This is a genomic window from Actinoplanes cyaneus, assembly GCF_016862095.1.
Classification (GTDB): domain Bacteria; phylum Actinomycetota; class Actinomycetes; order Mycobacteriales; family Micromonosporaceae; genus Actinoplanes; species Actinoplanes cyaneus.
In genome coordinates, this window is the sequence record NZ_BOMH01000017.1 from 149,464 (window position 1) to 174,437 (window position 24,974).

Annotated in this window: 27 protein-coding genes and 1 riboswitch; of the genes, 9 read left to right on the forward strand and 18 right to left on the reverse strand. The window is 70.6% G+C overall.

The window, feature by feature from the left end; all coding sequences use genetic code 11:
* Position 1: 1 nt before the first annotated feature.
* From xylB to Acy02nite_RS11830, 3 genes are all read left to right on the forward strand, one after another.
* Positions 2-1,402: a xylulokinase gene (gene xylB, locus Acy02nite_RS11820; RefSeq protein WP_203740001.1), complete on the forward strand. Its 1,401-nt coding sequence runs from the start codon at positions 2-4 to the stop codon at positions 1,400-1,402.
* A 140-nt stretch (positions 1,403-1,542) separates the two neighbouring features.
* A complete protein-coding gene (locus Acy02nite_RS11825) occupies positions 1,543-2,970 on the forward strand; it encodes a pectinesterase family protein (protein WP_203740002.1) in 1,428 nt (475 codons plus the stop codon).
* A gap of 2 nt (positions 2,971-2,972) precedes the next feature.
* The gene (locus tag Acy02nite_RS11830; RefSeq protein ID WP_203740003.1) at positions 2,973-4,415 is read left to right on the forward strand and encodes an RICIN domain-containing protein; all 1,443 of its coding nucleotides are present in this window, start codon (positions 2,973-2,975) and stop codon (positions 4,413-4,415) included.
* 1 nt (position 4,416) lies between these two features.
* On the opposite strand, the gene Acy02nite_RS11835 is transcribed toward Acy02nite_RS11830, so the two are convergent.
* A complete protein-coding gene (locus tag Acy02nite_RS11835; protein ID WP_203740004.1) occupies positions 4,417-5,574 on the reverse strand; it encodes a glycosyltransferase in 1,158 nt (385 codons plus the stop codon).
* A gap of 84 nt (positions 5,575-5,658) precedes the next feature.
* Between Acy02nite_RS11835 and Acy02nite_RS11840 the strand changes: the two genes are divergently transcribed.
* Entirely contained in the window at positions 5,659-7,119 is a 1,461-nt protein-coding gene (locus Acy02nite_RS11840) for an MFS transporter (protein WP_203740122.1), read from the forward strand.
* Here Acy02nite_RS11840 and Acy02nite_RS11845 read toward each other — a convergent pair.
* The 7 genes from Acy02nite_RS11845 to Acy02nite_RS11875 all read right to left on the reverse strand — a co-directional run bounded on the left by Acy02nite_RS11845 (position 7,033) and on the right by Acy02nite_RS11875 (position 12,811).
* The gene (locus tag Acy02nite_RS11845; RefSeq protein WP_203740005.1) at positions 7,033-8,637 is read right to left on the reverse strand and encodes a glycoside hydrolase family 13 protein; all 1,605 of its coding nucleotides are present in this window, start codon (positions 8,635-8,637) and stop codon (positions 7,033-7,035) included. The two genes, Acy02nite_RS11840 and Acy02nite_RS11845, sit on opposite strands and share 87 nt — an antisense overlap.
* Positions 8,638-8,706: 69 nt before the next feature.
* Positions 8,707-9,447, reverse strand: a complete 741-nt coding sequence (locus Acy02nite_RS11850; RefSeq protein WP_203740006.1) for an HD domain-containing protein — start codon at positions 9,445-9,447, stop codon at positions 8,707-8,709.
* A gap of 42 nt (positions 9,448-9,489) precedes the next feature.
* Positions 9,490-10,866, reverse strand: coding sequence for an MHYT domain-containing protein (locus Acy02nite_RS11855; protein WP_239174601.1), 1,377 nt, complete (start codon positions 10,864-10,866; stop codon positions 9,490-9,492).
* A gap of 175 nt (positions 10,867-11,041) precedes the next feature.
* Positions 11,042-11,185: a GPGG-motif small membrane protein gene (locus Acy02nite_RS11860; protein WP_014688232.1), complete on the reverse strand. Its 144-nt coding sequence runs from the start codon at positions 11,183-11,185 to the stop codon at positions 11,042-11,044.
* Between the two features lie 48 nt (positions 11,186-11,233).
* On the reverse strand, positions 11,234-11,986 hold the full coding sequence (locus Acy02nite_RS11865) for a metallophosphoesterase family protein (protein WP_203740007.1): 753 nt from the start codon (positions 11,984-11,986) through the stop codon (positions 11,234-11,236).
* Positions 11,983-12,231 (reverse strand): hypothetical protein, encoded by a 249-nt coding sequence (locus tag Acy02nite_RS11870; RefSeq protein ID WP_203740008.1) that lies wholly within the window; start codon positions 12,229-12,231, stop codon positions 11,983-11,985. Before Acy02nite_RS11870 ends, Acy02nite_RS11865 begins: the two co-directional genes overlap by 4 nt.
* A 1-nt stretch (position 12,232) precedes the next feature.
* Positions 12,233-12,811 (reverse strand): nucleotidyltransferase, encoded by a 579-nt coding sequence (locus tag Acy02nite_RS11875; RefSeq protein WP_203740009.1) that lies wholly within the window; start codon positions 12,809-12,811, stop codon positions 12,233-12,235.
* Positions 12,812-13,007: 196 nt separating this feature from the next.
* On the opposite strand from Acy02nite_RS11875, the gene Acy02nite_RS11880 reads away from it, so the two are divergent.
* The gene (locus Acy02nite_RS11880; protein WP_203740010.1) at positions 13,008-13,727 is read left to right on the forward strand and encodes a dTMP kinase; all 720 of its coding nucleotides are present in this window, start codon (positions 13,008-13,010) and stop codon (positions 13,725-13,727) included.
* Positions 13,728-13,826: 99 nt separating this feature from the next.
* On the opposite strand, the gene Acy02nite_RS11885 is transcribed toward Acy02nite_RS11880, so the two are convergent.
* Positions 13,827-14,510, reverse strand: a complete 684-nt coding sequence (locus Acy02nite_RS11885; RefSeq protein ID WP_203740011.1) for an SDR family NAD(P)-dependent oxidoreductase — start codon at positions 14,508-14,510, stop codon at positions 13,827-13,829.
* Between the two features lie 561 nt (positions 14,511-15,071).
* Here Acy02nite_RS11885 and Acy02nite_RS11890 point away from each other — a divergent pair.
* Entirely contained in the window at positions 15,072-16,073 is a 1,002-nt protein-coding gene (locus tag Acy02nite_RS11890; protein ID WP_203740012.1) for a sigma-70 family RNA polymerase sigma factor, read from the forward strand.
* A gap of 91 nt (positions 16,074-16,164) precedes the next feature.
* On the opposite strand, the gene Acy02nite_RS11895 is transcribed toward Acy02nite_RS11890, so the two are convergent.
* From Acy02nite_RS11895 to Acy02nite_RS11905, 3 genes are all read right to left on the reverse strand, one after another.
* Positions 16,165-17,136 (reverse strand): C40 family peptidase, encoded by a 972-nt coding sequence (locus Acy02nite_RS11895; protein WP_239174603.1) that lies wholly within the window; start codon positions 17,134-17,136, stop codon positions 16,165-16,167.
* 14 nt (positions 17,137-17,150) lie between these two features.
* Positions 17,151-17,282, reverse strand: a riboswitch (cyclic di-AMP (ydaO/yuaA leader).
* Between the two features lie 199 nt (positions 17,283-17,481).
* Positions 17,482-17,823 (reverse strand): DUF3817 domain-containing protein, encoded by a 342-nt coding sequence (locus Acy02nite_RS11900; RefSeq protein WP_203740013.1) that lies wholly within the window; start codon positions 17,821-17,823, stop codon positions 17,482-17,484.
* Positions 17,824-17,840: 17 nt separating this feature from the next.
* Complete coding sequence (locus Acy02nite_RS11905) at positions 17,841-18,272, reverse strand: hypothetical protein (RefSeq protein WP_203740014.1); 432 nt, start codon at positions 18,270-18,272, stop codon at positions 17,841-17,843.
* An 86-nt stretch (positions 18,273-18,358) separates the two neighbouring features.
* Here Acy02nite_RS11905 and Acy02nite_RS11910 point away from each other — a divergent pair, with 86 nt between their 5' ends.
* Together Acy02nite_RS11910 and Acy02nite_RS11915 are read left to right on the forward strand one after the other, a co-directional pair.
* The gene (locus Acy02nite_RS11910; protein WP_203740015.1) at positions 18,359-18,604 is read left to right on the forward strand and encodes a DUF6158 family protein; all 246 of its coding nucleotides are present in this window, start codon (positions 18,359-18,361) and stop codon (positions 18,602-18,604) included.
* Between the two features lie 34 nt (positions 18,605-18,638).
* The gene (locus tag Acy02nite_RS11915) at positions 18,639-19,154 is read left to right on the forward strand and encodes a DUF1360 domain-containing protein (RefSeq protein WP_203740016.1); all 516 of its coding nucleotides are present in this window, start codon (positions 18,639-18,641) and stop codon (positions 19,152-19,154) included.
* A 4-nt stretch (positions 19,155-19,158) separates the two neighbouring features.
* Here the strand turns inward: Acy02nite_RS11915 and Acy02nite_RS11920 are convergent, their stop codons facing one another.
* Positions 19,159-19,350 (reverse strand): hypothetical protein, encoded by a 192-nt coding sequence (locus Acy02nite_RS11920; RefSeq protein ID WP_239174605.1) that lies wholly within the window; start codon positions 19,348-19,350, stop codon positions 19,159-19,161.
* Positions 19,351-19,855: 505 nt separating this feature from the next.
* On the opposite strand from Acy02nite_RS11920, the gene Acy02nite_RS11925 reads away from it, so the two are divergent.
* Positions 19,856-20,692 (forward strand): GAF and ANTAR domain-containing protein, encoded by an 837-nt coding sequence (locus tag Acy02nite_RS11925; RefSeq protein WP_203740018.1) that lies wholly within the window; start codon positions 19,856-19,858, stop codon positions 20,690-20,692.
* Positions 20,693-20,998: 306 nt separating this feature from the next.
* On the opposite strand, the gene Acy02nite_RS11930 is transcribed toward Acy02nite_RS11925, so the two are convergent.
* The 5 genes from Acy02nite_RS11930 to Acy02nite_RS11950 form a co-directional block, all read right to left on the reverse strand.
* Positions 20,999-21,301 (reverse strand): antibiotic biosynthesis monooxygenase family protein, encoded by a 303-nt coding sequence (locus tag Acy02nite_RS11930; RefSeq protein WP_203740019.1) that lies wholly within the window; start codon positions 21,299-21,301, stop codon positions 20,999-21,001.
* A 216-nt stretch (positions 21,302-21,517) separates the two neighbouring features.
* The gene (locus Acy02nite_RS11935; protein ID WP_203740020.1) at positions 21,518-23,179 is read right to left on the reverse strand and encodes an MDR family MFS transporter; all 1,662 of its coding nucleotides are present in this window, start codon (positions 23,177-23,179) and stop codon (positions 21,518-21,520) included.
* On the reverse strand, positions 23,176-23,664 hold the full coding sequence (locus Acy02nite_RS11940; protein ID WP_203740021.1) for a MarR family winged helix-turn-helix transcriptional regulator: 489 nt from the start codon (positions 23,662-23,664) through the stop codon (positions 23,176-23,178). The genes Acy02nite_RS11935 and Acy02nite_RS11940 overlap by 4 nt, the downstream gene beginning before the upstream one ends.
* Before the next feature lie 76 nt (positions 23,665-23,740).
* Positions 23,741-24,340 carry a class I SAM-dependent methyltransferase gene (locus Acy02nite_RS11945; RefSeq protein ID WP_203740022.1) on the reverse strand — a complete coding sequence of 200 codons (600 nt, stop codon included), beginning with the start codon at positions 24,338-24,340 and terminating at the stop codon, positions 23,741-23,743.
* Between the two features lie 80 nt (positions 24,341-24,420).
* The gene (locus Acy02nite_RS11950; RefSeq protein WP_203740023.1) at positions 24,421-24,897 is read right to left on the reverse strand and encodes an AfsR/SARP family transcriptional regulator; all 477 of its coding nucleotides are present in this window, start codon (positions 24,895-24,897) and stop codon (positions 24,421-24,423) included.
* Positions 24,898-24,974 lie beyond the last annotated feature (77 nt).

Consider the following 24,974-nt stretch of genomic DNA (forward strand, 5'->3'; position numbering starts at 1 on the left):
CATGGCGCTCGTCGCCGGGATCGACAGCTCGACGCAGTCCTGCAAGGTCGTGATCCGTGACGCCGAGACCGGCAAGCTGGTCCGGCAGGGCCGCGCCGCGCACCCGGACGGCACCGAGGTGCACCCGGACGCGTGGTGGGCCGCACTCCAGCAGGCGATCGAGGAGGCCGGCGGCCTGGACGACGTCGCCGCCGCCTCGGTGGCCGGTCAGCAGCACGGCATGGTGGTGCTGGACGAGAACGGTGACGTGGTCCGCCCGGCGCTGCTGTGGAACGACACCCGCAGCGCCGGCGCGGCCACCGAGCTGATCGAGGAGCTGGGCGGGGGCGCCGCGTGGGCCGAGGCGGTCGGGATCGTGCCGGTCGCCAGCTTCACGCTCACGAAGCTGCGCTGGCTGGCCCGCAACGAGCCGGCCAACGCCGCGAAGGTGGCCGCGGTCTGCCTGCCGCACGACTGGCTGACCTGGAAACTGTCCGGCTCGACGGACCTCGCCGACCTCCGCACCGACCGCAGCGACGCCAGCGGCACGCTCTACTGGTCCGCCAGGACCAACGAGTACCGTCCGGACCTGCTGGAGCTCGGCTTCGGCAGGGCGCTGCGGACCCCGGTGGTCCTCGGCCCGACCGGGGTCGCCGGGCACCTGCCCAACGGCGCGCCGCTGGGCCCGGGCGCCGGGGACAACGCGGCGGCCGCGCTCGGCGCCGGCGCGCTGCCCGGCGACGTGATCGTCTCGATCGGCACGTCCGGCACGGTGTTCGTCTCGTCCGACGCGGCGCCGGTCGACCCGACCGGAACGGTGGCCGGGTTCGCCGACACCACCGGGCGGTTCCTGCCGATCGTGGTCACGCTGAACGCGGCCCGGGTGCTCGACGCGGCCGCGAAGCTGCTCGGCGTCTCGCACGACGAGCTGTCCCGGCTGGCGCTCTCCGCTCCGGCCGGCGCCGACGGGCTGGTCCTGGTGCCGTACCTGGAGGGGGAGCGGACCCCGAACCGGCCGGACGCCACCGGCGCGATCCACGGGCTGACCCTGAAGACGTCCGACCCGGCGCACCTGGCCCGGGCCGCCGTCGAGGGGATGCTGTGCGCCCTCGCCGACGGTCTGGACGCCCTGGTCGGTCAGGGCGCGCAGGCCAACCGGATCGTGCTGGTCGGTGGCGGGGCCCGGAGCGAGGCGGTCCGCCGCGTCGCGCCCGCGCTCTTCGGCAAGCCGGTGCTGGTCCCGCCGCCCGGTGAGTACGTCGCCGACGGCGCGGCCCGCCAGGCCGCCTGGGTCACGGCGGGCAGCGACGTCCCGCCGGCCTGGTCCGCGGAGACCCCCGAGGTGTACGAGGACGACCCCGTCCCGTTGATCCGCGAGCAGTACGCGGCCGCCCAGCACGCGGTGCTGGACCGGACCCGCTGAACCGTCGGTGATCGCGGGGGTGCGGCGCTCACGCCGTACCCCCGCAATTCTTTTCTGAAGTTTCTGTTGTCGCTCGTCCTCCTGCGCATCTACGGATCGGCCGCATCCCCGGCGGCCCATCCCCGTAGGAAGGATCCGCAGTGGCAACTCGCAAGCGGAAACTGCTCGGCGCGGCGGCCGTCCTCGCCGTCCCGGCCGGCTTGATCGGGTGGGCGGTGCTGCCCTCCGAGGCCGCGGCCGCCCCGGTCGCCGGCAGCACGTACACCCTGGCCGTGAAGAAGAGCGGCCTGTGCGTCGACGTGCCGTCGGCGTCGAAGGACGACAAGGCGCTGCTCCAGCAGTGGGGCTGCACGGCGGGTGCGGCCTGGCAGCAGTTCCAGGTGGTGGCGCAGGGCTCCTACTACCTGCTGAAGAACGTCAACAGCGGCAAGTGCGTCGACGTGCCGTCCGCCTCGACGGCCTCCGGCACGCGGCTGTGGCAGTACACGTGCGGTACCGGCACGAACCAGCAGTGGAAGTTCGTGGCGTCGGGCACCGGCACCTACCAGATCGTCAGCGTGAGCAGTGGGCTCTGCGTCTCCGACCAGGGCGCCTCGACCTCCTCGGGCGCGGCGATCATCCAGGAGACGTGCACCGCCAACTCGAACAAGCAGTGGGCGTTCACCCCGGTCACCACGTCGTCCGGGACGGCGACCGTGGCCAAGGACGGCAGCGGCAGGTACACGACCGTGCAGGCGGCGATCGACGCGGTGCCGGCGAACAACACCGGCCGGGTGACGATCACGATCGCGCCGGGCACCTACCGCGAAGTGGTCACGGTGCCGGCCGACAAGCCGTTCATCACGCTGCGGGGCACCGGCTCGTCGGCGTCGCAGACCGTGCTCGTCTACAACAACTCGGCGCACACCAGCGGCACGTCGGGCAGCGCGTCGGTGGCGGTCAGCGGCAAGGACTTCGTCGCCACCAACCTGACGATCTCCAACGACTACGACGAGAACACCTACGCCGACGGCGACCAGGCGGTCGCGCTGAAACTGGACGGCGACCGGGCGACGCTGGACAACGTCAGGCTGCTCGGCGACCAGGACACGTTCCTGCTCAACCGGGGCCGCTCGTACATCAAGAACTCCTATGTCGAGGGAACCGTCGACTTCGTCTTCGGCGGCGGCGTCGGGGTCTTCACCGCGACCCAGGTCTACGAGAAGCGGACCACCGGCGGCCCGATCACGGCCGCCAAGACCGATGCCTCGAGCACGTACGGCTTCCTCTTCCACAAGTGCACGATCACCGGCGCGACGACCAACACCACGCAGCTGGGCCGCCCGTGGGGCCCGGCCGCGCAGGTCCTGTTCCGCGAGTCGTCACTGAGCGCCACGATCAGGACCGCCGAGCCGTGGACCGACATGTCCGGCAACGTCTGGGAGAACGCCCGTTTCCTGGAATACAAGAACACGGGTTCCGGCGCGACGGCCAACAGCAACCGGCCGCAGCTCAGTGACGCCCAGGCCGCCAACTACACCCCGCAGAAGTACCTGGCGGGGACCGACAACTGGAACCCGGTGGGCTGACCATGAAGAAGAAGCGGATCCTCCTGACCGCGGCCGTTCTGGCCGTCCCGACCGCGATCGTCGGCTGGGCGGTGCTGCCGTCCGAGGCCGCGACCGCGCCGGCCGCCGGTGGCACCTACACCCTGGCCGTGAAGAAGAGCGGCATGTGCCTCGACGTGCCGGGCGCGTCGAAGGACAACGCCGCGCTGCTCCAGCAATGGGGCTGCACGGCAGGCGCCACCTGGCAGCAGTTCCAGCTGGTCACGGCCGGTTCCGGGTACCTGTTGAAGAACGTGAACAGCGGCCGCTGCGTCGACGTGCCGTCCAGTTCCACCACGAGCGGGACGCGGCTGCAGCAGTGGGCGTGCAAGGCCGGGCAGACCAACCAGCAGTTCACGCTGGCCGCGTCGGGCACCGGCACGTACCAGATCGTCAACGTCGGCAACGGACTGTGCGTCACTGACGAGGGCGCCTCGACGGCCTCGGGCGCGGCGATCGTCCAGGAGACGTGCAGCGCCAACTCGAACAAGCAGTGGGCGTTCACCGCGGTCAGCGGCTCCGGCGACCGGACCTGGTCGAACACCGCGGACGGCTTCGCCTCGACCGGCGGGGGCACCACCGGTGGCGCGGCCGGCCCGACGGTCACGGTCACGACCCTGGCCGACCTGCAGAAGTACGTGACGGCGACCGAGCCGTACGTGATCAAGGTCGCCGCGGCGATCACCGTCACGCCGAAGGGCACCGAGCTCAAGGTGCAGTCGAACAAGACCATCGTCGGGGCCGGCACCAGCGGCCAGATCCTGCAGGGCGGGTTCTTCCTGGGCGCCGGGGTGAAGAACGTGATCATCCGGAACCTGACGATCAAGGACGCCGCGATGCCGGAGGACGACCCGGACGACAAGGTCTACGACTACGACGGCATCCAGATGGACACCGCCGACCACATCTGGATCGACCACAACCGCATCACCAACATGAACGACGGGCTGATCGACAGCCGTAAGGACACCTCGTACCTGACCGTGTCGTGGAACGAGCTGTCGAACGAGAACAAGGCGTTCGGCATCGGCTGGACCGACAACGTGACCGCACGGATGACGATCCACCACAACTGGATCCACGACACCAACCAGCGCAACCCGAGCGTGGACAACGTCGCGCTGGCGCACCTCTACAACAACTACATGCAGAACATCACCGCGTACGGGAACCTCTCCCGTGGCTCGACGAAGCTGGTGCTGGAGAACAGCTACTTCGACAGTGTGGTGAACCCGTACTACAACGACACGTCCGCCGCCCAGCTCAAGCAGAGCGGCAGCATCGTCGTCAACTCCAGCGGCAAGCAGCAGACCAACGGGTCCGCGTTCACGCCGTCCAGCTACTACCCGTACACCCTGGACCCGGCCGCCGACGTGCCCGCGCTGCTGAAGAAGTACACCGGCCCCCAGGCGAACATCGGCAACTGAGTCAGTGCGAGACGGCCGGGTCCGCGTCGTGGGCCCGGCCGCTCCGCACCCGGGTCAGGCCGTGCACCGCCAGGAACCCGTCGACCGCGCCGGCCCACGGGAACCGCTCGGCCTGCGCGCGGGCCGCGGCGCGCCGGGCGGCGGCCGGGCGGTCCAGCAGGGTGCGGATCGCCGCCGCGTACGCCGTCCCGGTCCCGTCCGCCGCGATCCCGGCGTCGCCGATCACCTCGGGCAGCGCGCTCGACGCCCGCGCCACCACCGGCGTGCCGCTGGCCAGGGTTTCCAGCGCGGCCAGCCCGAACGTCTCGATCGGCCCGGGCGCGACCCCCACGTCGGCACTCGCGAGCAGCGCGTCGAGCAGCGCCCGGTCGGCGACGTGCCCGAGGAACGTGGCGGGCAGCTTCCGGTCGAGCGCCTCCTGCTCCAGCGCGGTGCGCAGCGGCCCGTCCCCGGCGACGACCAGCCGCGCGTCCACCCCGGCGGCGCGCAGCTCGGCGAGCGCGGCCAGCGACAGCCGGGGCTCCTTCTCCGCCGACAGGCGTCCGCAGTGCAGCAGGAGCACCTGGTCCGGCTCGGCGAACCGGGAGCGCACCCCGGGGTTCCGGTTGGCGGGGGCGAACCGGGCCAGATCGACCCCCAGCGGTACGCGGATCGGCGTCGCCCCGAGCCGGGTGAACTCCCGTTCGGCCCAGCCGGTCGTGCAGACGATCGCGTCGAAGGCCCGGGCGGATCGCGCGTTGAGCCGGTCGGCCGCGCGCAGCCCCAGTGACCGGCCCGGGCCGAAGAGCCGCAGCAGCCCGTCGAGGCTCTCGTGGGACACCATCATCGACGGCACCCCGGCGCGCCGGGCCCAGGCGCCGAGCCAGCGCAGTGTCGACCGGTCGTGCACCTCGAGCCGGTCGGGGCGCAGCCGGTCGAGCAGCTTGGTGACGGCGAGCCGGTTCAGCAGGACGCGGTATCCGCCGAGCCCGGGGACGACCGGACCCGGCAGGGTGACGACCCGGCCGTACGGCGTCTGCTCGTCGGTCGCCCGCGGACCGGGAGTGATCAGCACAGCTTGATGTCCCGCGGCCTGATATCCCTGGCCGAGCTCGCGCAGCGCCGTGCGCAGGCCGCCGGAGGTCGAGTGGACGAAGTTGGCGATCCGCACGATCAGCATGGGTTCAGGATCATCGAAAGTGGTGGTACCGGGAGCAACGCTCCCCTGTCCGCGGGCCGAACTCTCGCTAACCTCTACCCCGTGATGCTCAGGGGCGGGACCGCGCACCGCGCGTACAGCGTGGTCGTCTTCGTGATCCTGGCGTCACTGGACAACGTCGCGATCGGCATCGTCCCGCCGCTCTACGGGAGCATCGGCGACGATTTCGGGGTGGGCGAGGGCCACATCGCGCTGGCCACCACGATCATGTTCCTGATCAGCGCGGTCGCCGCGATCGGCTGGGCGTATGCGGGTGACCGCACCGACCGCAAACCGGTGCTGATCATCGGCACGGTGATCTGGATCGGCGGCACCACCTGGTCCGGGCTGGCCGGCGGTTACGTGTCGTTCCTGCTCGCCCAGGTGCTTGCCGCGTTCGGCCTGGGCGCTGTCGCGTCGGTCAGCTTCTCGGTGGTCAGCGATCTGATCTCGCCGAGGCGCCGCGGCCTGGTGATGAGCTTCTGGGGGCTGTCGCAGGGTGTCGGGACGCTCGCCGGCACTCTGGCCGGTGGCATCCTCGGGCACGCCGACTGGCGGCGGCCGTTCCTGGTCACCGCGGCCGCCGGGGTCGTCGCGACGCTGCTCTACCTGCTCACCTACGACGTGCCGCGCGGCGACAGCCAGCCGGAGCTCGCGGGCATCGACTACGACGAGCGGATCCACCACGACCACCTGCCGATCATCCTGCGCCGGCGTACCAACGTCTGGCTGATCCTGCAGGGCGGCACGGCGCAGATCGCGTTCGGCTCGCTGGTCTGGCTGCCGGTGCTGTTCCGGGCGCGCGCCGAGGACCAGGGCTACTCGACGGAGACCGCGGTCCTGGTCGGCAGCGTGTTCGCGACGATCTTCCAGCTCGGCGCGGCGCTGTCGATCCTGGGCGGGCTGGCCGGCGACCGGCTGCAACGCCGGACACCGCGCGGGCGTGCGCTGGTCGCAGCCGTGGGGGTGCTCGCCGCCGTGCCGTTCTACGTCGTGCTGTTCTTCGTCCCGATGCGGATCACCGTGCCGGACGGCGCCGGCACCGCCGAGGTGATCCGCGGGGTGCTGGACAACGTGGTGACCGAGCCGACCGTCGCCGCCTGCCTGGCCACGGCGGTCTTCGCGCTGATGCTGACGTCGGCGAACTCGCCGAACTGGTTCGCGATGATCTCCGACGTCAACCCGCCGGAGCACCGCGGCACCGTCTACAGCCTCGGCAACCTGGTCAACGGCTTCGGCCGGGCGGGCGGCAACGCGCTGGTCGGGGTGGCCTTCCAGCGCCTGTCCGGGGCGTTCCCGCCGCCGCTGAACTACGCGGTGGGGCTCGCCTCGTTCCAGTTCTTCTTCATCCCGACCGGGATCATGTACTGGCTGGCCAGCAGGACGGTGGCGGACGACATGGCCGCCACGCACGCCGCCCTGCTGGCTCTCTCCCGACGGTCAGACGGCGGCCCAGACGGTGACGTCGGCGGGGACACGCCCGTCGTCGCCGAGCGGCTCACTGCTCAGCAGGACCCGGGCGTCTGACGGCAGGGCGACCGGTTCCTGACCGAAGTTGGTCAGCACCAGGATGCCGCCGTTGCGGAACGCCAGCACGTCACCCTCGGTCGACGACCAGATCAGCGAGCCGCCACCGAGGTGGTGCTCCCGCCGGGTGGCGAGCGCCGAGCGGTAGAGCTCGTAGGTGGAGCCGGGCACGTCCACCTGGCGGTCCAGCGCGTACTCCGCCCAGCTCGTGGGCTGCGGCAGCCAGCTGTCGTCGCCCGGCCCGAAGCCGTACGACGGCGCGTCCGCCTCCCACGGGATCGGCACCCGGCACCCGTCCCGGCCCCGCTCGGCGTGCCCGGAACGCTCCCACGCCGGGTCCTGGCGGAACTCGTCGGCGAGCGTGGTGTGCTCCGGTAGACCCAGCTCCTCGCCCTGGTAGAGGTAGGCCGAGCCGGGCAGCCCGAGCATCAGCAGGGTGGCCGCCCGCGCGCGGCGCAGGCCCAGCCCGGTGTCCGGCTGGGGGTCGCCGATCCCGATCCCCGGCTTCCGTCCGGTGCCGGCCGGGAACCCGAGCCGGGACGCGTGCCGCACCACGTCGTGATTGGAGAGCACCCAGGTGGTGGTCGCGCCGACCGAGCCGGTGGCGGCCAGCGAGGAGTCGATCACCTCGCGCAGCTCGCCCGCCTTCCAGGGCGCCTCCAGGTACGGGAAGTTGAACGCCTGGTGCATCTCGTCGGGCCGGACGTACCGGGCGAGCCGTTCCTCGGGCTGCACCCAGGCCTCGGCCACCATGATCCGCGCGGGCGAGTAACCGTCCAGCACGGCCCGCCACTGCCGGTAGATCTCGTGCACGCCCTCCTGATCCCACATCGGCGGCGGGGGACCGGCCGGCTCCAGGCCGCCGAGCACCACCGACGGCGCCGTCCAGTCGGTCAGCTGGGCGTCCTTGACCAGGCCGTGCGCCACGTCCACGCGGAAACCGTCGACCCCGCGGTCCAGCCAGAACCGCAGGATGTCCAGGAACTCGGCGCGGACCTCCGGGTGGTCCCAGTTGAGGTCGGGCTGGGAGACGTCGAACAGGTGCAGGTACCACTGGCCGTCGTCGACCTGCTGCCAGGCCGGGCCGCCGAAGACGCTCTTCCAGTTGTTCGGCGGCTCGTCGCGGAAGATGTACCGCTCCCGCTCGGGGCTGCCGGGCCCGGCGGCGAGCGCGGCCTTGAACCAGGCGTGCTCGCTGGACGTGTGGTTCGGCACCAGATCGACGATGAGCTTGAGACCCAGGTCGTGTGCCGTCGCGATCAGCTTGTCGGCGTCGCCGAGCGAGCCGAACCGCGGGTCGACGTCGCGGTAGTCGGCGACGTCGTAGCCCGCGTCGTGCTGCGGGCTGACGTAGAACGGGGAGAGCCAGACGGCGTCGATGCCGAGCTCCCGGAGACGGGGCAGGCGCGCGGTGATGCCCGGCAGGTCGCCCATGCCGTCGCCGTTGCCGTCCGCGAACGAGCGTGGGTAGATCTGGTAGATGACGGCGTCGCGCCACCAGGCGTCAGTGGAGGGCATGAACCCCAGCGTAGGCGGCCGGGCAGTGTTCCGTAGCGCGACCTGGACCGCGCCTCGCACGCGGGCGGACTACGAGCCGCCGCCCGTTCCTCCGTCGTCGAGGATGGCCGCGAAACGCTCCTCGGCGAGGTCGAGCTGGTCCAGGATGTGCTCCTTGGCCTGCGTGGAGAGCGGCGTGTCCGGCCGCCCGATCAGCTCGCGCAGCTTCGGGACCAGCGGGCGGTACTTCGTGGCCGAGCTGTGCGCCTTGTCGAGCGTGGTGTGGATCACCCCGACGCCGTTGTCGGTGAAGTCCGAGATCTTGATGACCCGCGCCCAGGGATCGCGCTCCAGGCTGTCGGCGACGTGCTCGCGGTACTGCTCGTGGCGGTCGCGCGCCGGGTCGTACGCCGGATTGGTCACCGACCGGACCAGATCGGCGACCCGGGGATTGAAGCGAACGGCGAGAACGGCCAGGGCCGCTTCGGTGCTCTTCTCGTACGCCGTGTCGGGCGCGAGCCCGGCCAGCTCCGCCGGATGGTCCTCGACCGCGTCGTGCAGCAGCGCCGCGACCAGCACGTCCACGTCGCGGATCCCGTAGTAGCGGATGATCCGGATCGCCACCCGGAGCAGATGGTTGAGGTAGGGCTCGCGGACCCGCCGGTCGTGCGCGTGCAACCGCGCGGCCAGCTCCAGCGCCTCGGTCAGCCGGTCGCGTTCCGCCTCGGGGAACGACTCCAGCTCCAACCCGAACCGTTGCCGCAGACCCGCCTCGCCGTACACCTCGGTGATCGCGTGCAGCGGCATCGAGAGCAGCATCCTTGGCGCCATGCGGATCAGGTATACCGGAACAACGGCCGCGACGGGGATCGATCACGCACCGGATGTTGCCGGACCCGCCGCCGGACCGGTCGTCGCGCCGCCCGGATCCGTACCCGGCCCGGGCGTGTCGGCTGCCCCGATCGGGGTCACCGGAACGGTCGGCTCGGAGTGACGTGCGGCGGTGACCGGAGCTGCCGGCGGCATCGTGGGCTCGGCATGGGGTGAACCGGCCGGTGCGACCACCGGCCCCGGCTGCCGGGGCGGGGTGACCGGGACGGTCGGCTCACCCCTCAGGGCGGGGGAGACCGGCGCCACGGGCGGGACCGCGGCCACGGACGGCACCGGGACTGTCGGCGGCACCTGCACCGGCGGCGACGCATGTCCCGGCGGGGGAGCCGGCGCCGGGGCATGCACCCGCGGGGACAGGTGTCCCGGCGCGGGCATGGGCACCGGCGACATCGGGACCATCGGCGGGGCCCCGGCCACCGACGGGTCGAAGGTCGGCGGCCGCGGCGAGGGCCGCGGGCCGGGTGACGGCCGGCCGGCCCCGGCGGCCCGCCCGGCCGCCACCGCGCGGGCCGCGGGGGAGAGCCGGATGGCCGCCCCGAACTGCGAGGCCTGCCGCAACGTCCACGGCTGCGGGGTCTCGGCGTGCGCGCCGCGTTTCGGGGCGCCGGCCCCGTCGGTGAACTCCTCCTCGGTCATCGCCTGCAGCGCGCTGAGCGCCACCCCGACGATGGTGGCCGCGGTCAGGATGGTGATCGGCACGATCAGTGCGAGCGGCCGGATCCCGGCGACGATCGGGTCGGCGTCCGGGACCAGCACCACGGAGATCGCCGCCATCCCGGTGTAGTGCATGCCGCAGACCGCGATGGCCATGACCACTGCCGCGCCGGCGATCCGTCGCAGCCCGCGCACCGAGATCGCGAACCACAGCGCCGTCGTGCAGGCCGCGACCGCGATCAGGGCGGACGCCGCGACCAGCAGCGCGTCGTAGCGCACCACCGCGCCGTACAGCCGCATGCCCTCCATGCCGGTGTAGTGCATGGCCAGGACCCCGCCACCGGTCAGCATGCCGGCCGCGACCGTCTTGGCCGGGCTGGGCTTGCCGTGACCGACGACCATCAGCCCGATGCCGACCGTGGCGACCGAGAACAGCATGCTGAGCAGGGTGAGCGACAGGTCGTAGCGGACCGGGCTGTCCGGCACGTCGAAGCCGAGCATCGCGGAGAAGTGCATCAGCCAGATGCCGCCCCCGCCGATCGCGAACGCCGCGATCACCAGCCACCGGTTGCGCCGGGTGCGGCTGTGCACACCGCGCGCCCGTTCGGTGCAGAGCAGACCGAGGAAGGATCCGAGGTAGGCCAGCAGGCTCGCGGCGATCGGGTTGAAGGCGCCATAGGTGAAGTGGTGAACGTGAGCAGACACTGCTTTACCTCGCGAAACGTCGGCGATCGTCCGCGAGGTAGTGAGTCAGAAATACGCAGTCGTCCAGCGCACCCGCTGTGCGTCGGCGCACCAAAGAGAACCGGGATCGTTCCGCTCGGGGAACGATCCCGGTACCGATACCGACGGGATGAGATGCGGGGGGAGAGAATGCCGATCAGGTGAAGATGCTGACGCCGCCGGGGCCGACGAGCAGGCCAACGATGATCAGCACGACACCCCAGAGAATCTGCCGCCGGAAGAGCGCGAGGATACCGGCGACCACGAGGATAACGGCGAGAATCCAGAGCAGTAGGTCCATGTCACTGCTGGTACCCGGTGTCCGAAAATCGGAAACCTGCGCCCTGGATCACACGTTCGCGAGTTCCGGGTCCTTCGTGTCCACGGCGTCGGTCAGCAGCTGGTACACGTTGTACGCCTGCTTGATGACCGGGTGCGCCACGTTGCGCACCGGCACCCCACCGGGCGTACGGCCGCGTTCCGAGCCGTGGTGCGCGTGCCCGTGCAGGGCCAGCGCGGTCGGTGCGTCGTCGATCGCCTGGCCCAGCTGGTAACAGCCGAGGAACGCGAAGATCTCCGGTGGCTCGCCGGCCAGCGTCTCCGGGACCGGGGCGTAATGGGTGAGCGCCACCAGCGCGTCCGCCTCGACCGAGCGCAGCGCGTCGCGCAGGGCGTCCGCGTACCGCTCGGTGGTGGCGACGAAGTCCTTCATCTCCCGCTCGCCGAAGTTGCTCGCGCAGGCGCCCTTGAAGCCGCCGCCGAACCCCTTGGTCCCGGCGATGCCGAGCCGATGACCACCGATCTCCAGCACGGTCGCGGTGCCCTCCAGCACGGTGATGCCGGAGTCGGTGAGCACCTTCGTCACGTCGTCCTGCCGGTCGCTCTGGTGATCGTGGTTGCCGAGCACCACGACGACCGGCACGTCCAGCCCGCCGAACTCGGTGGCGAAGCACTTCGCCTCGTCCACCGTGCCGTGCCGGGTCAGGTCGCCGGCGATCAGCAGCGCGTCGGCGCGGCCGGGCAGTTCCTCGAGGGCCGGCCGGTACCGGCCCACCACGTCCTTGTCCACGTGGACGTCGCCCACGGCGGCGATCCGGATCATGAAATCTCCTCCACCTCGTCCGGCGCGTGGGTCCGGGTGATGCCGATGTCGCAGGCGATCTCCAGGTCGGGGTAGCGCGCGGTGATCTGCCGGCAGATCTCGTCCCGCCGGTGCTCGCTCTCCACCTCACCGCTGAGCACCAGCACGTTCTCCCGGCGCTGGACGGTGACCCCCTGCTCGGCGACCCGGTCGTGCTCGGCCAGCAGTCGCTGGATCTCGGCTTCCAGGTCGATCTGTTTGGTCATCTCAAACCTCACCCTCGTCGGATGGGAGCGTCACGACGTCGAGCCGATCCAGCAGAACCAGGAACGCCTCGGCGTACGGGGATTTGGCGGTCTCGCGCTGGACCCGCTCCCAGTCGATCTGCTCGCGCAGCGACCGTGCCACCGGCAGACCGTGGGCGAAATCGCAGTGGTGCTGGCTGAAGCTCAACAGCTTGTGAATCATCAGCTGGGTGGCCGAGAGCACCGGCATGTAGATCGCCTCGACCGAAATCCGCTCGGTGTCGGCGAGCGTCTCGTCGGTGACCGGCGTCTCCACCGGGCGGTAGATCAGATCTGCCATCCGGCCCTCTTCGTCGAAGACCTTGACCAGCCAGTCCTCCGGGGGCTCCTCGGTCCGGAAACCGACCTCGGCCAGCTCCCGCAAGGCGTGTTCCTTGTCCTGCTCGCGGATCAGAAAGTCCACGTCGTGATCGCTGGAGTGCCCGCCGTGGGCGTACACGGCGAAGCTGCCGCCCAGCGCGAAAGGGATCTCCGCCGTCTTCAGAGCTGCGGCGACACGCTTCATCGTGCCGGCCAGCCCCTCGTCGACGCGGTGCGGCATGGTGACCTCCTGTTCCCCTGTCCGGTTGATGACGACTACCCCGGGTAGCCACACCTTGAACCCTTTGGCGATCATTCTGGCCCGCTGGGTGCGTCTTCCGGGCCTGTCTCGTGGATCGCGCCGCCGCTCTCCCGGTCCACGAGGCACGCTTCGAGCCAGAAACCCAGCGTGCGGGGCCCGGCTACCGTCGGTGGGTATGTCCTCCCCCGTTCGCACCATCGCGCTGATCGGCATCGACGGCTCCGGCAAGACGACGCAGGCCCGCCTGCTCGCCGCGGCGCTCGCCGGGGAGGGCCGGCCCGCGAAGTACCGGCAGAACGCCGGCGGCCGGGCCTGGTTCGGCCATCTGGCCACCCGGTTCGGCCGCCGCGACGCCGAGGATCTGCTCGGCCGCCGGCTGATGCTGACGACCGAGTCGGTGCTGCGCTGGCTCGCCATCGCCCGGACGCTGCTGCGGCGCGGGGTCCGCCGCGAGATCGCGGTCATGGACCGCTTCGCCTTCTGCCAGTACGCGAGCCTGCGCGCCCACGGCGCCGGCCCGGCGGTCGAGCGTCTCGCCCGGCTCGCCTACCGGCTGTTCCCGCGCCCGGACGTGACGTTCTTCCTGGCCGTCGACCCGGCGGTCGCGCAGGAACGGATCGACCGCCGCGGCACCGACCACGAGTCCATGGACTACCTCACGGCCGCCGACCGGGCGTACCGATCCCTGCCGGAGTTCCGTGATTTCGTGACGATCGACGCGAATCGCACCCCTGACGAGATCCAGACCGAGATCAAGACCGAGATCAAGAGCCGCTTCGCCCGTACGGCCGTGCCGGCGCAGCGCCGGGTCCGGGTGCGGACCCTGGTGCTGGCCGGCGTGCCGGTCGTCGCGGGAGCCGCCGTGCTGGGCTGGCAACTCGCGGAGTCCTTCTGAGCGGCCCTGAGTGGATCTCGCCCGAGCGCCGTCCTGCTGAGCGAACGTGAGTGGATCTCGTCCGGGCGGAGTCCTTCGGAGTGGAGTCCTGCTGAACGGTCAGCCCTGGCCGTAGACGGGGATCCGGGCGCCGCTGATCGGCCCGGACGCGTCCGAGGCCAGGAACAGGATCGTCTCGGCGATCGTGGCCGGGCTCACCCAGCGGCTCCGGTCGGCGTCCGCCATGGACACCCGGTTCGCCGGCGTGTCGATGACGCCGGGCAGCACCGTGTTGCAGCGCACGTGCTGCTTCTTGTACTCGACCGCCACCGTGTCGGCGAACGCCAGCACCGCCGCCTTCGCCGCGACGTAACCGGCCGCGCCCGGGAACGGGGCGACAGCGGCCCGGGACGAGACGCAGACCACCGAGCCGCCCCCGGCCGCCACCAGGTGCGGCAGCGCCGCCGCGGTGGTCAGGTACGTCGGGCGGAGGTTGGCGGTGAACATCGCCTCGAACTCCTCGACCGGGGTGTCCGCGATCAGCCCGCCACCGCCGTACCCGCCGACGAGGTTGACCACGGCCCTCAGCGGGGCGCCGGGATCACCGGCCGCGGCCGTGGCCGCGGCGGAGGCGCCGGCCGGGTCGGTCAGATCGGCGGGGACGGCGACGACCCCGGCGGGCAGCCGGTCGACGGAGCCGGGACGGGCCGGGGCCACCACCCGCCATCCCGCGGCCAGGAACGCCGTGATGGTGGCGGAGCCGAGCCCGCCGGTGCCACCCGTCACAAGAGCAGTGTTGGTCATGAGGAAGATCGGAACAGGTCGTCACCCGCTCGGGGGTGTGCTTTTGCTCACTTCGTCGTGCCGCACCGGGGGTGCGCGGGAATCTCACGCCATCGGGGAACGTCATCCCTGCGGGCGACTGAAGTGTGGCGTGGCGTGCCGCATCGTGGCCGATGGTCCCGTTCGGCCGGCACCACCGGGTCGTACGCGATCAATTTGATGTTCGCGTTTGTTTCAGGCTGGTCGGCGACCGGTCGATGCTGCACGTGAACCCCACGGGCCAGCAACCCGTATTACCGGGTGCCAGGCACCACGGTGACGAGCGTCGCGGCGTCCGGGTGATGCCCGTCGCTGTGGACGATGAGAGGCCGATGGTGTTATGAGGCGCGGTAAGGGTAACCGTCTATCCGCAAGACGGTCGCAGAGAGATCGCGCTCAGCATCCGCGCACTGGGCTCTCAGGTAAGACCCAGGCATTCGTGACACTTTCGATCAGCCGGCCGGAATCAGCGCAGGCAGCCATTTGTTGTGTAGATGTCAGCAACCGCAATGCACGAGCTGCGGACGTTACGGGAGAGGGCTGATGGACGCAGGTAATGCCCGTAACAGGGTTAGTGACGGCAATGAGGGGACCGTGGGCAACGTGGAGAAGAACACCGTGATGCGTACCGATCAGGTCGCCGAGGAGCGCGACCTCGTCGGAGTCTACCTGCACGAGATCTCCCGGACGCCGCTGCTGGACGCCGCGCGTGAGGTCGAGCTGTCCAAGTCGATCGAGGCGGGCCTCTACGCCGAGCACCTGCTCGAGCAGGGCGAGGCGCGCCGCGGGGTCAGCCGGGAAGAGCTCGAGCGGATCGTCGCCGAGGGCAGCAAGGCAAAAGACCTGTTCATCCGAGCCAACCTCCGCCTGGTCGTCTCCATCGCCCGCCGCTACGTTCGCTCCGGCATGCCGATGCTCGACCTGATCCAGGAGGGCAACACCGGCCTGGTCCGCGCGGTCGAGAAGTTCGACTACGAGCGCGGCTACAAGTTCTCGACGTATGCGACGTGGTGGGTCCGCCAGGCCATCAGCCGCGCCATCGCCCAGCAGGAGCGCACCGTGCGCCTCCCGGTGCACCTCGTCGAGGACGTCAACCGGATGCGCAACGTCACCCGCCAGCTCGTCCGTGAGCTCGGCGGCGACCCGGAGCCGGAGCAGATCGCCGCGGCCCTGGGCGTGACCGTGGAACGCGTCAACGAGCTGACCCGCTGGGCCCAGGACACCGTGTCCCTGGACACCCCGGTCGGCGACGACGGCGACACCAACCTGGGTGACCTGGTCGCCGACAGCGACGCGCCGTCGCCCGAGGAGATCGTGCTGAGCGCACTGGAGCGCCAGCGCATCGAGGGCCTGCTCAACCACCTGGACGACCGTTCGGCCGGCATCATGCGGGCGCGGTACGGGCTGGAGGACGGGCGGGAGCACTCGCTGACCGAGGTGGCCTCGCGCTTCTCGCTCAGCCGGGAGCGGATCCGCCAGCTGGAGATCCAGGCGCTCGGCCGGCTGCGTGAGCTGGCCAGGGCCGAGGGCCTGCAGGCCGCCTGACCCTTGCGACGGTCTCTCCGGTCCCTCCGGTGATGAACGACGAAGGCCGGCACCCCGTTCGGGGCGCCGGCCTTCTGCCTGTTCGCGGTTGTTACAGAACCCGGCCGTAGCCGTCCGGGGTCATGATGTTGATGCTGCGGTGCAGGACGTCCCGCCCGGCCGACGGCGCGTCGATGATCATGCCGTCGCCGACGTAGATCGCCACGTGCCCACCGCTGCGGTAGTACACCAGGTCACCGGGCTGCAGCTTGCTCTTGTCGGTGAAGAACTGGGCGTACGGCTTGTTCTTCTGCTGCGCGGCGCTGTGCGGCAGGTTGTGGCCCGCCTTGGCCCACGCGGCCATGGTCAGACCCGAGCAGTCGTACGAGTTCGGGCCGGCGTCGCCGAAACCGTACGGCTTGCCGATCTGCTTGAACGCGAACGTCACCGCGACACCCGCGTCACCGGAGATGCTCGGAATCTTGCCGGTGTACGAACCGGTGTTCTCGGTCGCGCTGCCGTAGGCGTCCTCACGCATGTCGTACAGCTTCTGAAGATCCTTCTTGATCTTCTTCGTCTGCGCGTCGAGCTCCTGGGACTGCACGGTCTGCTTGGTCTGCTGAGCCTTGAGAGCGGCCTGCCTGTCGGCGAAGGTCTGCGTGGTCTCGGTGAAGTTGTCGATCTCCTGCTGGTTCGACTGGCTGAGCTGCTCGAGGTAGCCCATCCGCGCCAGGAGATCGCTCTGGTTGCTGCTGAGCAGCACCTCCGCCGGGCCGACCCGCCCCGTCATGTACGACGAGGTCGCGATCTTCTGCATCCGGTCGGTGGCGGTGACGAGCGCCGCCTTGGCGGGCTTGAGGGAGGCGTTGAGCTTGGTGATGTCGTCCTGGGTCTTCTTCAGGTCGATCTTGCTCTTGTTGTACGCCTCGGTGACGTCCTCGAGCTTCTCGGAGGCAGCGGTGATCTGCTTCTCCAGGTCGGCCTTGGACGGGGCCGCGTGCGCGGCGGTAGCTCCCGACGTGGTGATCGCCAACGCGGTCAGCGCGACCACCAGCGCCCGGAGCCTGGTACGGGGGTGTGGCACTGGTCAGGGGCCTTTCTTCCGCTTCTTAGCCACCTACCGGGTTAGCTGACGGGTTCGGGCGGGAAGATGGCCCTACCGCGCGCGGGCGCGGATTCACCCCGAGATCGTGGTTCCCCGGTTCGCGGCGACGCCGGCCCGGGGACTGGGCCGGTCGCCACCGATGATTCGGCGGCGTTGGACGGCGCCACCGGAGGGTTTGTGGCTGCGGACCGAACCAACCGCATCAACTTATCGGTGCAGAAAACAAAATCAAGTCCTTGGCGGGTGAAATTTGGCAATAGCCGGTCTTGCGAACTTAATCCCGATAACCGGCTGTCATTCCATCCACGCTGAGCGTTATTCCGGCTATTCGTTCACGGTCGCGGTTTCTTTGAGTGCGGGCCCGGTCACCGCATTCGGAACCCAGTGCCGGGTCACCTGGCGCTCGGCCCAGAACGAGAAGAACGGGATCGTCCCGGCCAGCATCACCAGGATCATCCGGCCGAACGGCCACCGTGCCCGGCGGGACAGGTCGAACGTGAAGAGCAGATAGATCATGTAGAGGAAGCCGTGCAGCGGGCCGATCACCGCGACGACGGTGTCGTTGTCGCCGAGGTACTTCAGCGGCATGCCGACCAGCACGAGAACGACCAGGAACACGCCGACGATCCAGGCGATGATCCGGTAACGGGTGAGGGCACCCTGCACGGTGGGTCTCCTTCTGCTTACTTCTTGGCGGTGCGGTAGTCGGCGGGGCGGGCCCCGGGGTGCTCGGCCAGCCACGCCAGATAGTCGTTGTAGGCGTCCAGCTCCGGGTCGGTGCCGGTGCTCCCGGCGGCCGCCGGCGCGGCGGCGACCCGCACCGGGCGACCCAGCGTGACCGGGGCCTGCGGATCCCGGACCGGCTCGGCCACCGGCTCCTGGCCGGACTCGTCGGCGCCGGGCGCGGAGCGGCGCCGGAACAACTGGATCTCACGAATCCAGATGAAGACCACGAAGCCGGCGAAGACCGGCCACTCGAACATGTAGCCCCAGCTGAGCGAGTTGCCCCCGGTGGCGCGGCTGAACTGCCACCAGCCCAGCCCGAGGCAGCCCGCGGTCAGCACCAGCGCCAGCAGGTGCCGGGCGACCCAGGCCGGAGTCCACAGCCCTTTCATGCCCACGAGACTACCGGCGGGTTTGGTGATCGCCCGCGCGGGCAAGCGTCACGACACGAAGCTCGAACAGGAAACGGAGGTTCACCATGACGGACGCGCGACCCGGACACGGCACGACGGCCGGCACCGGCATCGACCCCGCGGGGCTGGCCGACGACGACCTCTTCCGCGAACTCGCCAGCCTCCACCGGACCCGGCTGGAGACCCTGCGTCACGGGCCGGAGGCGGCGCTGGAGAACCACTTCCGGCGCACCGCGGAGCTGGAGACCGAGTACATGGCGCGCTTCCCCGGGCGTGAGGTCGACCCCGAACGGCTCACCCAGTCGTTCTGAACCACCGCTCGCCCAGAACCTGGAAGGACCCCACATGACCAGCCTGCAGGACAAGGCCGCCGAGGTGGCCCGGGCCTACGCGCCGCACGAGCACCGGCCTCTGGGCGGATACCTCGCCGCGATGGGCTCGTTCGGTGCGCTCGCGGCCGGGCTGACCGCGGCCACCAAGCTCAGCGGCCGGCCTGTCCCGGAGCGCCCGGCCCTGGCCGACGTCGCGCTGATCTCCATCGCCACCCACAAGCTCAGCCGGCTGATCGCCAAGGACGCGGTGACCAGCCCGCTGCGTGCCCCGTTCACCCGTTACTCCGAGCCGGCCGGAGCCGCCGAGCTCAACGAGGAGGTCCGGGACTCCGGCAGCAGCCTCAAGCACGGCATCGGTGAGTTGATCACCTGTCCGTTCTGCCTGGCCATGTGGATCGCCACCGGCCTCACCGGCGGGCTGGTGCTGGCGCCCCGGCTGACCCGGCTGGCGGCGACCGCGCTGACCGCCACCGCCGTGTCGGACTTCCTGCAGATGGCCTACTCGGTGGCGAAGGAGAAGGCCGAGTAACGGCTCACGCCCGCAGCGCCTCTTCCGCCTCGTCCTGGAGGTACTCGCCCTCCGGCAGCGCGTCGATCTTGGTGAGCAGGGTGGCCGGAAGGTCCTCGGCGATCGCCCGGCGCTGCAGATCGCCGCTGGTCAAGCGCTCTTCGGCGCGGTAGGCCTCATCCAGGAACGTGCTCAGGCGCGAAGATTCGTCGGTCACGGCGGGACAGGTACCCGGGTCACTTCCGGGCAAACGCTCGACTGTTATCCAGGTCACAAGTGTTGCTGGAATCGTGGGCGGGTGCCGAAGGTTGTGAACGGATGCCGGTGTGCCCAGTGTCCCCGGGCCTCACCCATCGCCTGCATGGAATACCGTTCGGCTGGAGCCATGTTGAGCCACTCGCCGCGAGGCGACCTGCACACCGGCATCTACTTCGTCAGGCCCCCGGGTTCGCCCGGGGGCCTTTCCCGTGCCGCTCCCCGCGGCTCGCCGCGTCGGCCCACCCCCACGCCGCCGCCTCGTGCCCATTCCTCCCATGGGGCTCGTGCTCACCTCCGGCGGCCGGCCGTGCCTACCTCCGTAGGTGCGGCACAAGCCGGTTTCTGATTCCCGGATGCCCGGCCGGGTTCTGATTCCAGGCGCCGATCGGGTTTAAACGGACAACACCCCCCGATCGGGGCACCGAACCGCGCCGTCCCCGAATCGACGTGGCAGTATCCGTCGAGTGTCAGTACCGCAACGTCGCGTACCGGCCGCGCAGCGCGGCATCCGGACCCGCCGGCGCACCACCTCCGGCGAGGTGACCGGCCCCGCGCCCGCCCGCAGACTCGTCGCCGCGGGCCGTCCACGGCACCCCGGCGCCGCCGCGCTCGGTCTCCACGGGCCGCACCCGGTCGAGCTGGCCGGGCTGATGCACGAGGTCACGGCGCGTCTGCTGACCGCCGACACGGTCCAGCAGGCGCTCGAACGGCTCGCGACCCTGGCGGCCGGCGCGCTGCCCGGCACGGTTCGCTGCACGGTCGCGCTGATCACCGAGGGCGGGCCGGTCATCGTCGCCGCCGCAGGCTCCGCGGGGGAGACCGCCGACACCGTGCAGTACGCCGAGGGCAGCGGCCCCGCCCTCGAAGCCGCCCGCACCCGCACCCTGACCATCTCGCCCGACCTGGGCGCCGACGAGCGCTGGCCGGAGCTGGCCGCCGCGGCCCGGGCCGACGGGATCGCCGCGGTTGCCGCCGTCCCGCTCGACGTCCGGCGGCACGCGGTCGGCGCGCTCAGCGTCAGCCTGGCCGTGCCCGGCGAGATCGGGCCGGACGTGCTGCTCACCACGATGGCGATGGCCGGCCAGGCCGAGGTGCTGCTCGGCGAGTTGCACCGCCGCGAAGCCCTGACCGAGGGCGCCGCGGTCGACCGGGCGGTCGGCGTGATCATCGCGCAGCGTGGCTGTGGCGTGCAGGAGGCCTACCGCATCCTTCACGAGAGTGCCCAGCGCCTCGGCCTGGACCGCGTCTCCGTCGCCGAGCGACTGGTGGCCGCCGCCGCCCGCAACCGCGACGCCACCTGACCACCGTGCCGCTCACGCCCCTGACACCCAGCCGCCGAGCTTCAGCTGGACCTCAGAGGTGCTTCAAACCGCTGTGACACCCCTGACGGCCAGCCGGACGGCCTCGGCTGGGCCCGAGAAGCGCTTCGAGCCGGAGGCACTCCTGGCAGCCAGCCGGGCGGCTCGGCTGGACCTGAGGGGTGCTTCGAGCTGCTGAGGCACCCGTGATGGCCAGCCGGGCGGGCTCGGCTGTCGTTTAGGAGCTGGTCTGACGCTGGGAGGGACCGTAAGCCTCAGTCGGCGGATGTCGGGGAGCAGCGGGGCGGACTACTTGGTGACCTCCTGGATCACCTCGAACTCCAGGAGGCTGGCGCCGGTGGCGACGGGCTTGGCACGCTCGCCGGAGTGGGCGGCCTTGGCGCTGCCCTGGGACCAGTTCTGGAAGGCCTCCTCCGACTCCCACTTCGTGTAGACGAAGTAGCGGTTGTCGCCGGCGACCGGGCGCAACAGCTCGAAGGCGAGGAAGCCGGGCTCGTTCTCGACCGCACCGTGGCGGGCGGCGAAGCGCTTCTCCAACTCGGGGCCGGCGCCCTCGGGGACCTCAATCGCGTTGATCTTCACAACAGCCATGAGCTGAGCCTAATTGCTGGGTCCGATGGCCTCGCTCCGCTCGGCGGGCATTCCGCCCCGGGAGGTCGATGACGAGAGCCCCGAAAACGACCACGCTTCGCTGGCCGTTTTCGGGGCTCTCGTCATCGACGGGCGGAACGCACCCGGGAAGACCTTGAAGCGTGCGGGGGTACGCACGGCCGGGCGACCGTTCGTACCCCCGCAATCGTCTTTTGATCAGTGAGCGGAAGTCGCGTTGTCCGCCTGGTCTGCCGCCTTGGCCGCGTCGTCGGCGCGCTGCTGCTGGGCGGAGCGCATGGAGAGCGGGATCTCCGGCAGGAAGAGGACCGCGACCAGGCCGACGAGCATGATGAAGAACGCCATCAGGTAGACGACGTGCACGCTGTCCGAGAAGCCGACCTTGAACGGGTGGGCGACGACGTCGGTGAGCTTGTTGATGAACGACGTGTCGCTGAGCCCGCCGCCGCCCTGCGCCTGGGCCAGCAACTGCTGCTGAGCCGGGTCGGCGGCGGCCTTGACGAACTCGGGGTTCTTCGCGGCGTCGGCGTACGCGTCCTTGATGTTGCCGGGCAGCACGTTGAACAGCACCGACAGGAAGACCGCGGTGCCGAGCGTGCCGCCCATCGAGCGGAAGAACGTGACCGCGCCGGTGGCGACGCCGATCTCCCGCGGGGACACCGCGTTCTGCACAGCGGTGATCATCGGCTGCATGTTGCCGCCGAGGCCGAGGCCCATCAGGACCATGACCAGCATGGTCCGCCACAGCGGGGTGTCCGCGCCGATCAGCGAGAACAGGAACAGCGCGATCACCATCAGGGTGCTGCCGATGATCGGGAAGATCCGGTAGCGACCGGTGCGGGAGATCAGCTGACCGGAGATGATCGAGCCGGACATGATGCCGACCACGAACGGGATCATCTGCAGGCCGGCCGCGGTGGCCGAGGAGCCCTTGACGATCTGCAGGTAGAGCGGGACGGTCATCAGGCCGCCGAACATCGCGATGCCGAGGATGGTGCTGGCGCCGGTGCCGACCGCGATCGTGCGGTTGCCGAACAGGCGCAGCGGGAGCAGCGCCTCCTCCTTGTAGGCCCGCTCGGCGAAGATGAACGCGACCAGGCCGATCACGCCGATCGCGTAGCAGGCGATCGACCGGCCGGAGTCCCAGCCCCAGTCACGGCCCTGCTCGGCGACGGTCAGCAGCGGCACCAGGCCGACGATCAGGGCGACCGCGCCCGGCCAGTCGATGCGGTGGTTGACCCGGGTGTGCGGCAGGTGCAGCACGCGCGCCACCACCAGCATCGCGGCGATGCCGATCGGCACGTTCAGGTAGAAGACCCAGCGCCAGCCGTCGACCCAGAGCAGCGTGTCGGCGCCGGCGAAGAAGCCGCCCAGGATCGGGCCGAGCACGCTCGCGGTGCCGAAGACGGCCAGGAAGAGGCCCTGATACTTGGCGCGCTCGCGGGGCGGCACGATGTCGCCGATGATGGCCAGGGCCAGCGACATCAGACCGCCGGCGCCGATGCCCTGGATCGCCCGGAAGGCGGCCAGCTCGTACATGTTCTGCGACAGGCCGCAGAGCATGGAGCCGACGATGAAGATGCCGATGGCGAACAGGAAGAACGGCCGCCGGCCGTAGATGTCGGACAGCTTGCCGTAGAGCGGCGTCGAGATCGTCGACGTGATGAGGAACGCCGTGGTGGCCCACGCCTGCAGGTTGAAGCCGTTCAGGTCGTCGGCGATCGTCCGGGTCGCGGTGGCCATGATCGTCTGATCGAGGGCGGCGAGGAACATGCCCATCATCAGGCCGCCGAGGATCGTGAGGATCTGGCGGTGGGTGAATTCCGCGGCCGGTTTTCCGACCGCCGTGGGGTGGCTCACAGGTTCTCCCGTGGTGGTGCGCCGAGGTCGGTGCGCAGCAGCGCCTCGACGGAGGTGTTGAACTCTTCGAAAAGCCGGGCGAAAGCGTCGACCCGCTCGGCCGGCCAGTCGCTCAGCGCCCGCTCCAGCAGGGCGATGCGGGCAGCGCCCAGGCGCTCGCACGCCTCGAGCCCGGTCCCGGTGACCGCCAGCCGGGAGGCCCGGCCGTCCGCCGGGTCCGCCTCCCGGCGGGCCAGACCGGCCTTGACCAGCTGGGCGACCTGGCGACTGATCGTCGAGGGATCGGCCTGCTTCAGGTCGGCCAGGTCGGTGACCCGCATCGGACCGTTCGCCCGCAACGGCAGCAGCAGCATCAGCGCGGAGAACTCGGCGCCGAGATCCCCGGTCTTGAGCATGCCCCGGAACCGCGGGCCCATCCGGATCAAACGGATGATCTCGTCGGAGAGCCGGGCGACTCCGGGGTTGGCTTCCTGCTGGTCCTGCACGTGGTGGCCGTCCTCCTGGGCGCCGGGTCAATGCGTGTAGCGTACAAGTTGTTGCGTGGTGAACGCATCTCGGAGGTCAGCGCATCCGCCAGATCCCGGTCCGCAGCTCGCCGGTCTCCTCCAGACTCTCCGGCACGGGTACGACATATTCGGTGACCAGTGCGAAGAGCCGCTCCGGGAAATACCCCCGGCCGGGGTCGCCAACCAGCACCGATGCCCCGTTCCGGCGGAACGCGCGCAGCTGGGCGGTGATCTGCGGGGCGACCGAGGGGCTGTAGTAGACGTCACCCGCCAGCACGACGTCCGGCTGCTCCACGGCATCGGCCAGCGTGACGTCGTTGGCCACCGCGTTGCGGCGCGCGGCGGCGACCGCGGCCGGGTCGATGTCGGTCGCGGCGACCTCGGCGGCGCCGGCACGGGCGGCGGCGATCGCGGCGACCCCGGAGCCGGTGGCCAGGTCCAGCACCCGGCGGCCGGCCACCTCACCCGGATGATCCAGCAGGTGACGGGCGAGGGCCTGGCCGCCGGCCCAGACGAACGCCCAGAACGGCGGCGGTGAGTCGCTGTGGAACTCGCCGCCGGTCAGGTCGAAGAGCCCGAGCGGCGCGTCCACGAGATGGAGCGAGATCTCCGGGGCCAGCGGCACGGGCAACAGCGCGATGGGGACGTCGAGCACGCGGCGATTCTCCGCCCAGGGCCCGCTTCGCGCTCGCGGTTTACCGCAGATTCATGGCGTACGGCGATTTGCCGCTTTTCTCAGATGGCGGCGTGACCCGCCGGGAGCTTCGCCCGGTACTTCGCGCGCAGCTCAGCGGCCCAGGGCGTGTCCTCGTCCTCCAGCAGGGGACGGGTGGCCAGGAACGCGGCGGCGGTCAGCGGACGGACGGCACGCTCCGGGGAACGGCCCTCGGCGGCGGCGATCAACTGGTCGAACGTGGCCACGTCCACCCGGACACGCTCGGTGTCCAGGCGGTAGCTCCCGCTGTTGCCGACCACCACGGAATCACGGCCGTGCACGCCTGGCTCCAGGCGGTCGCGCAGCACCTTCAGATCGGCCTTCACGGTGGCCGGCGGGGCGCCGATCAGGTCGGACAGCTCCACAAGGGACTGCTCGCCGTGCAGCGCCAGGAGGGCGAGCAGCTGACGCGGGCGGTCACCGCCGAGGTCGTCGCCCGCGAGGCGGACGCCACGGGTACGGACCTCGATGCGGCCGAAGAGCTGGATGTCGTACATGATTCAGAATCGTGTCCGTCGCCGTCGTGGACCGGCAAGCCCCAATGCGGGGGGTGCCCTCGGCCGAAAGACTGGTG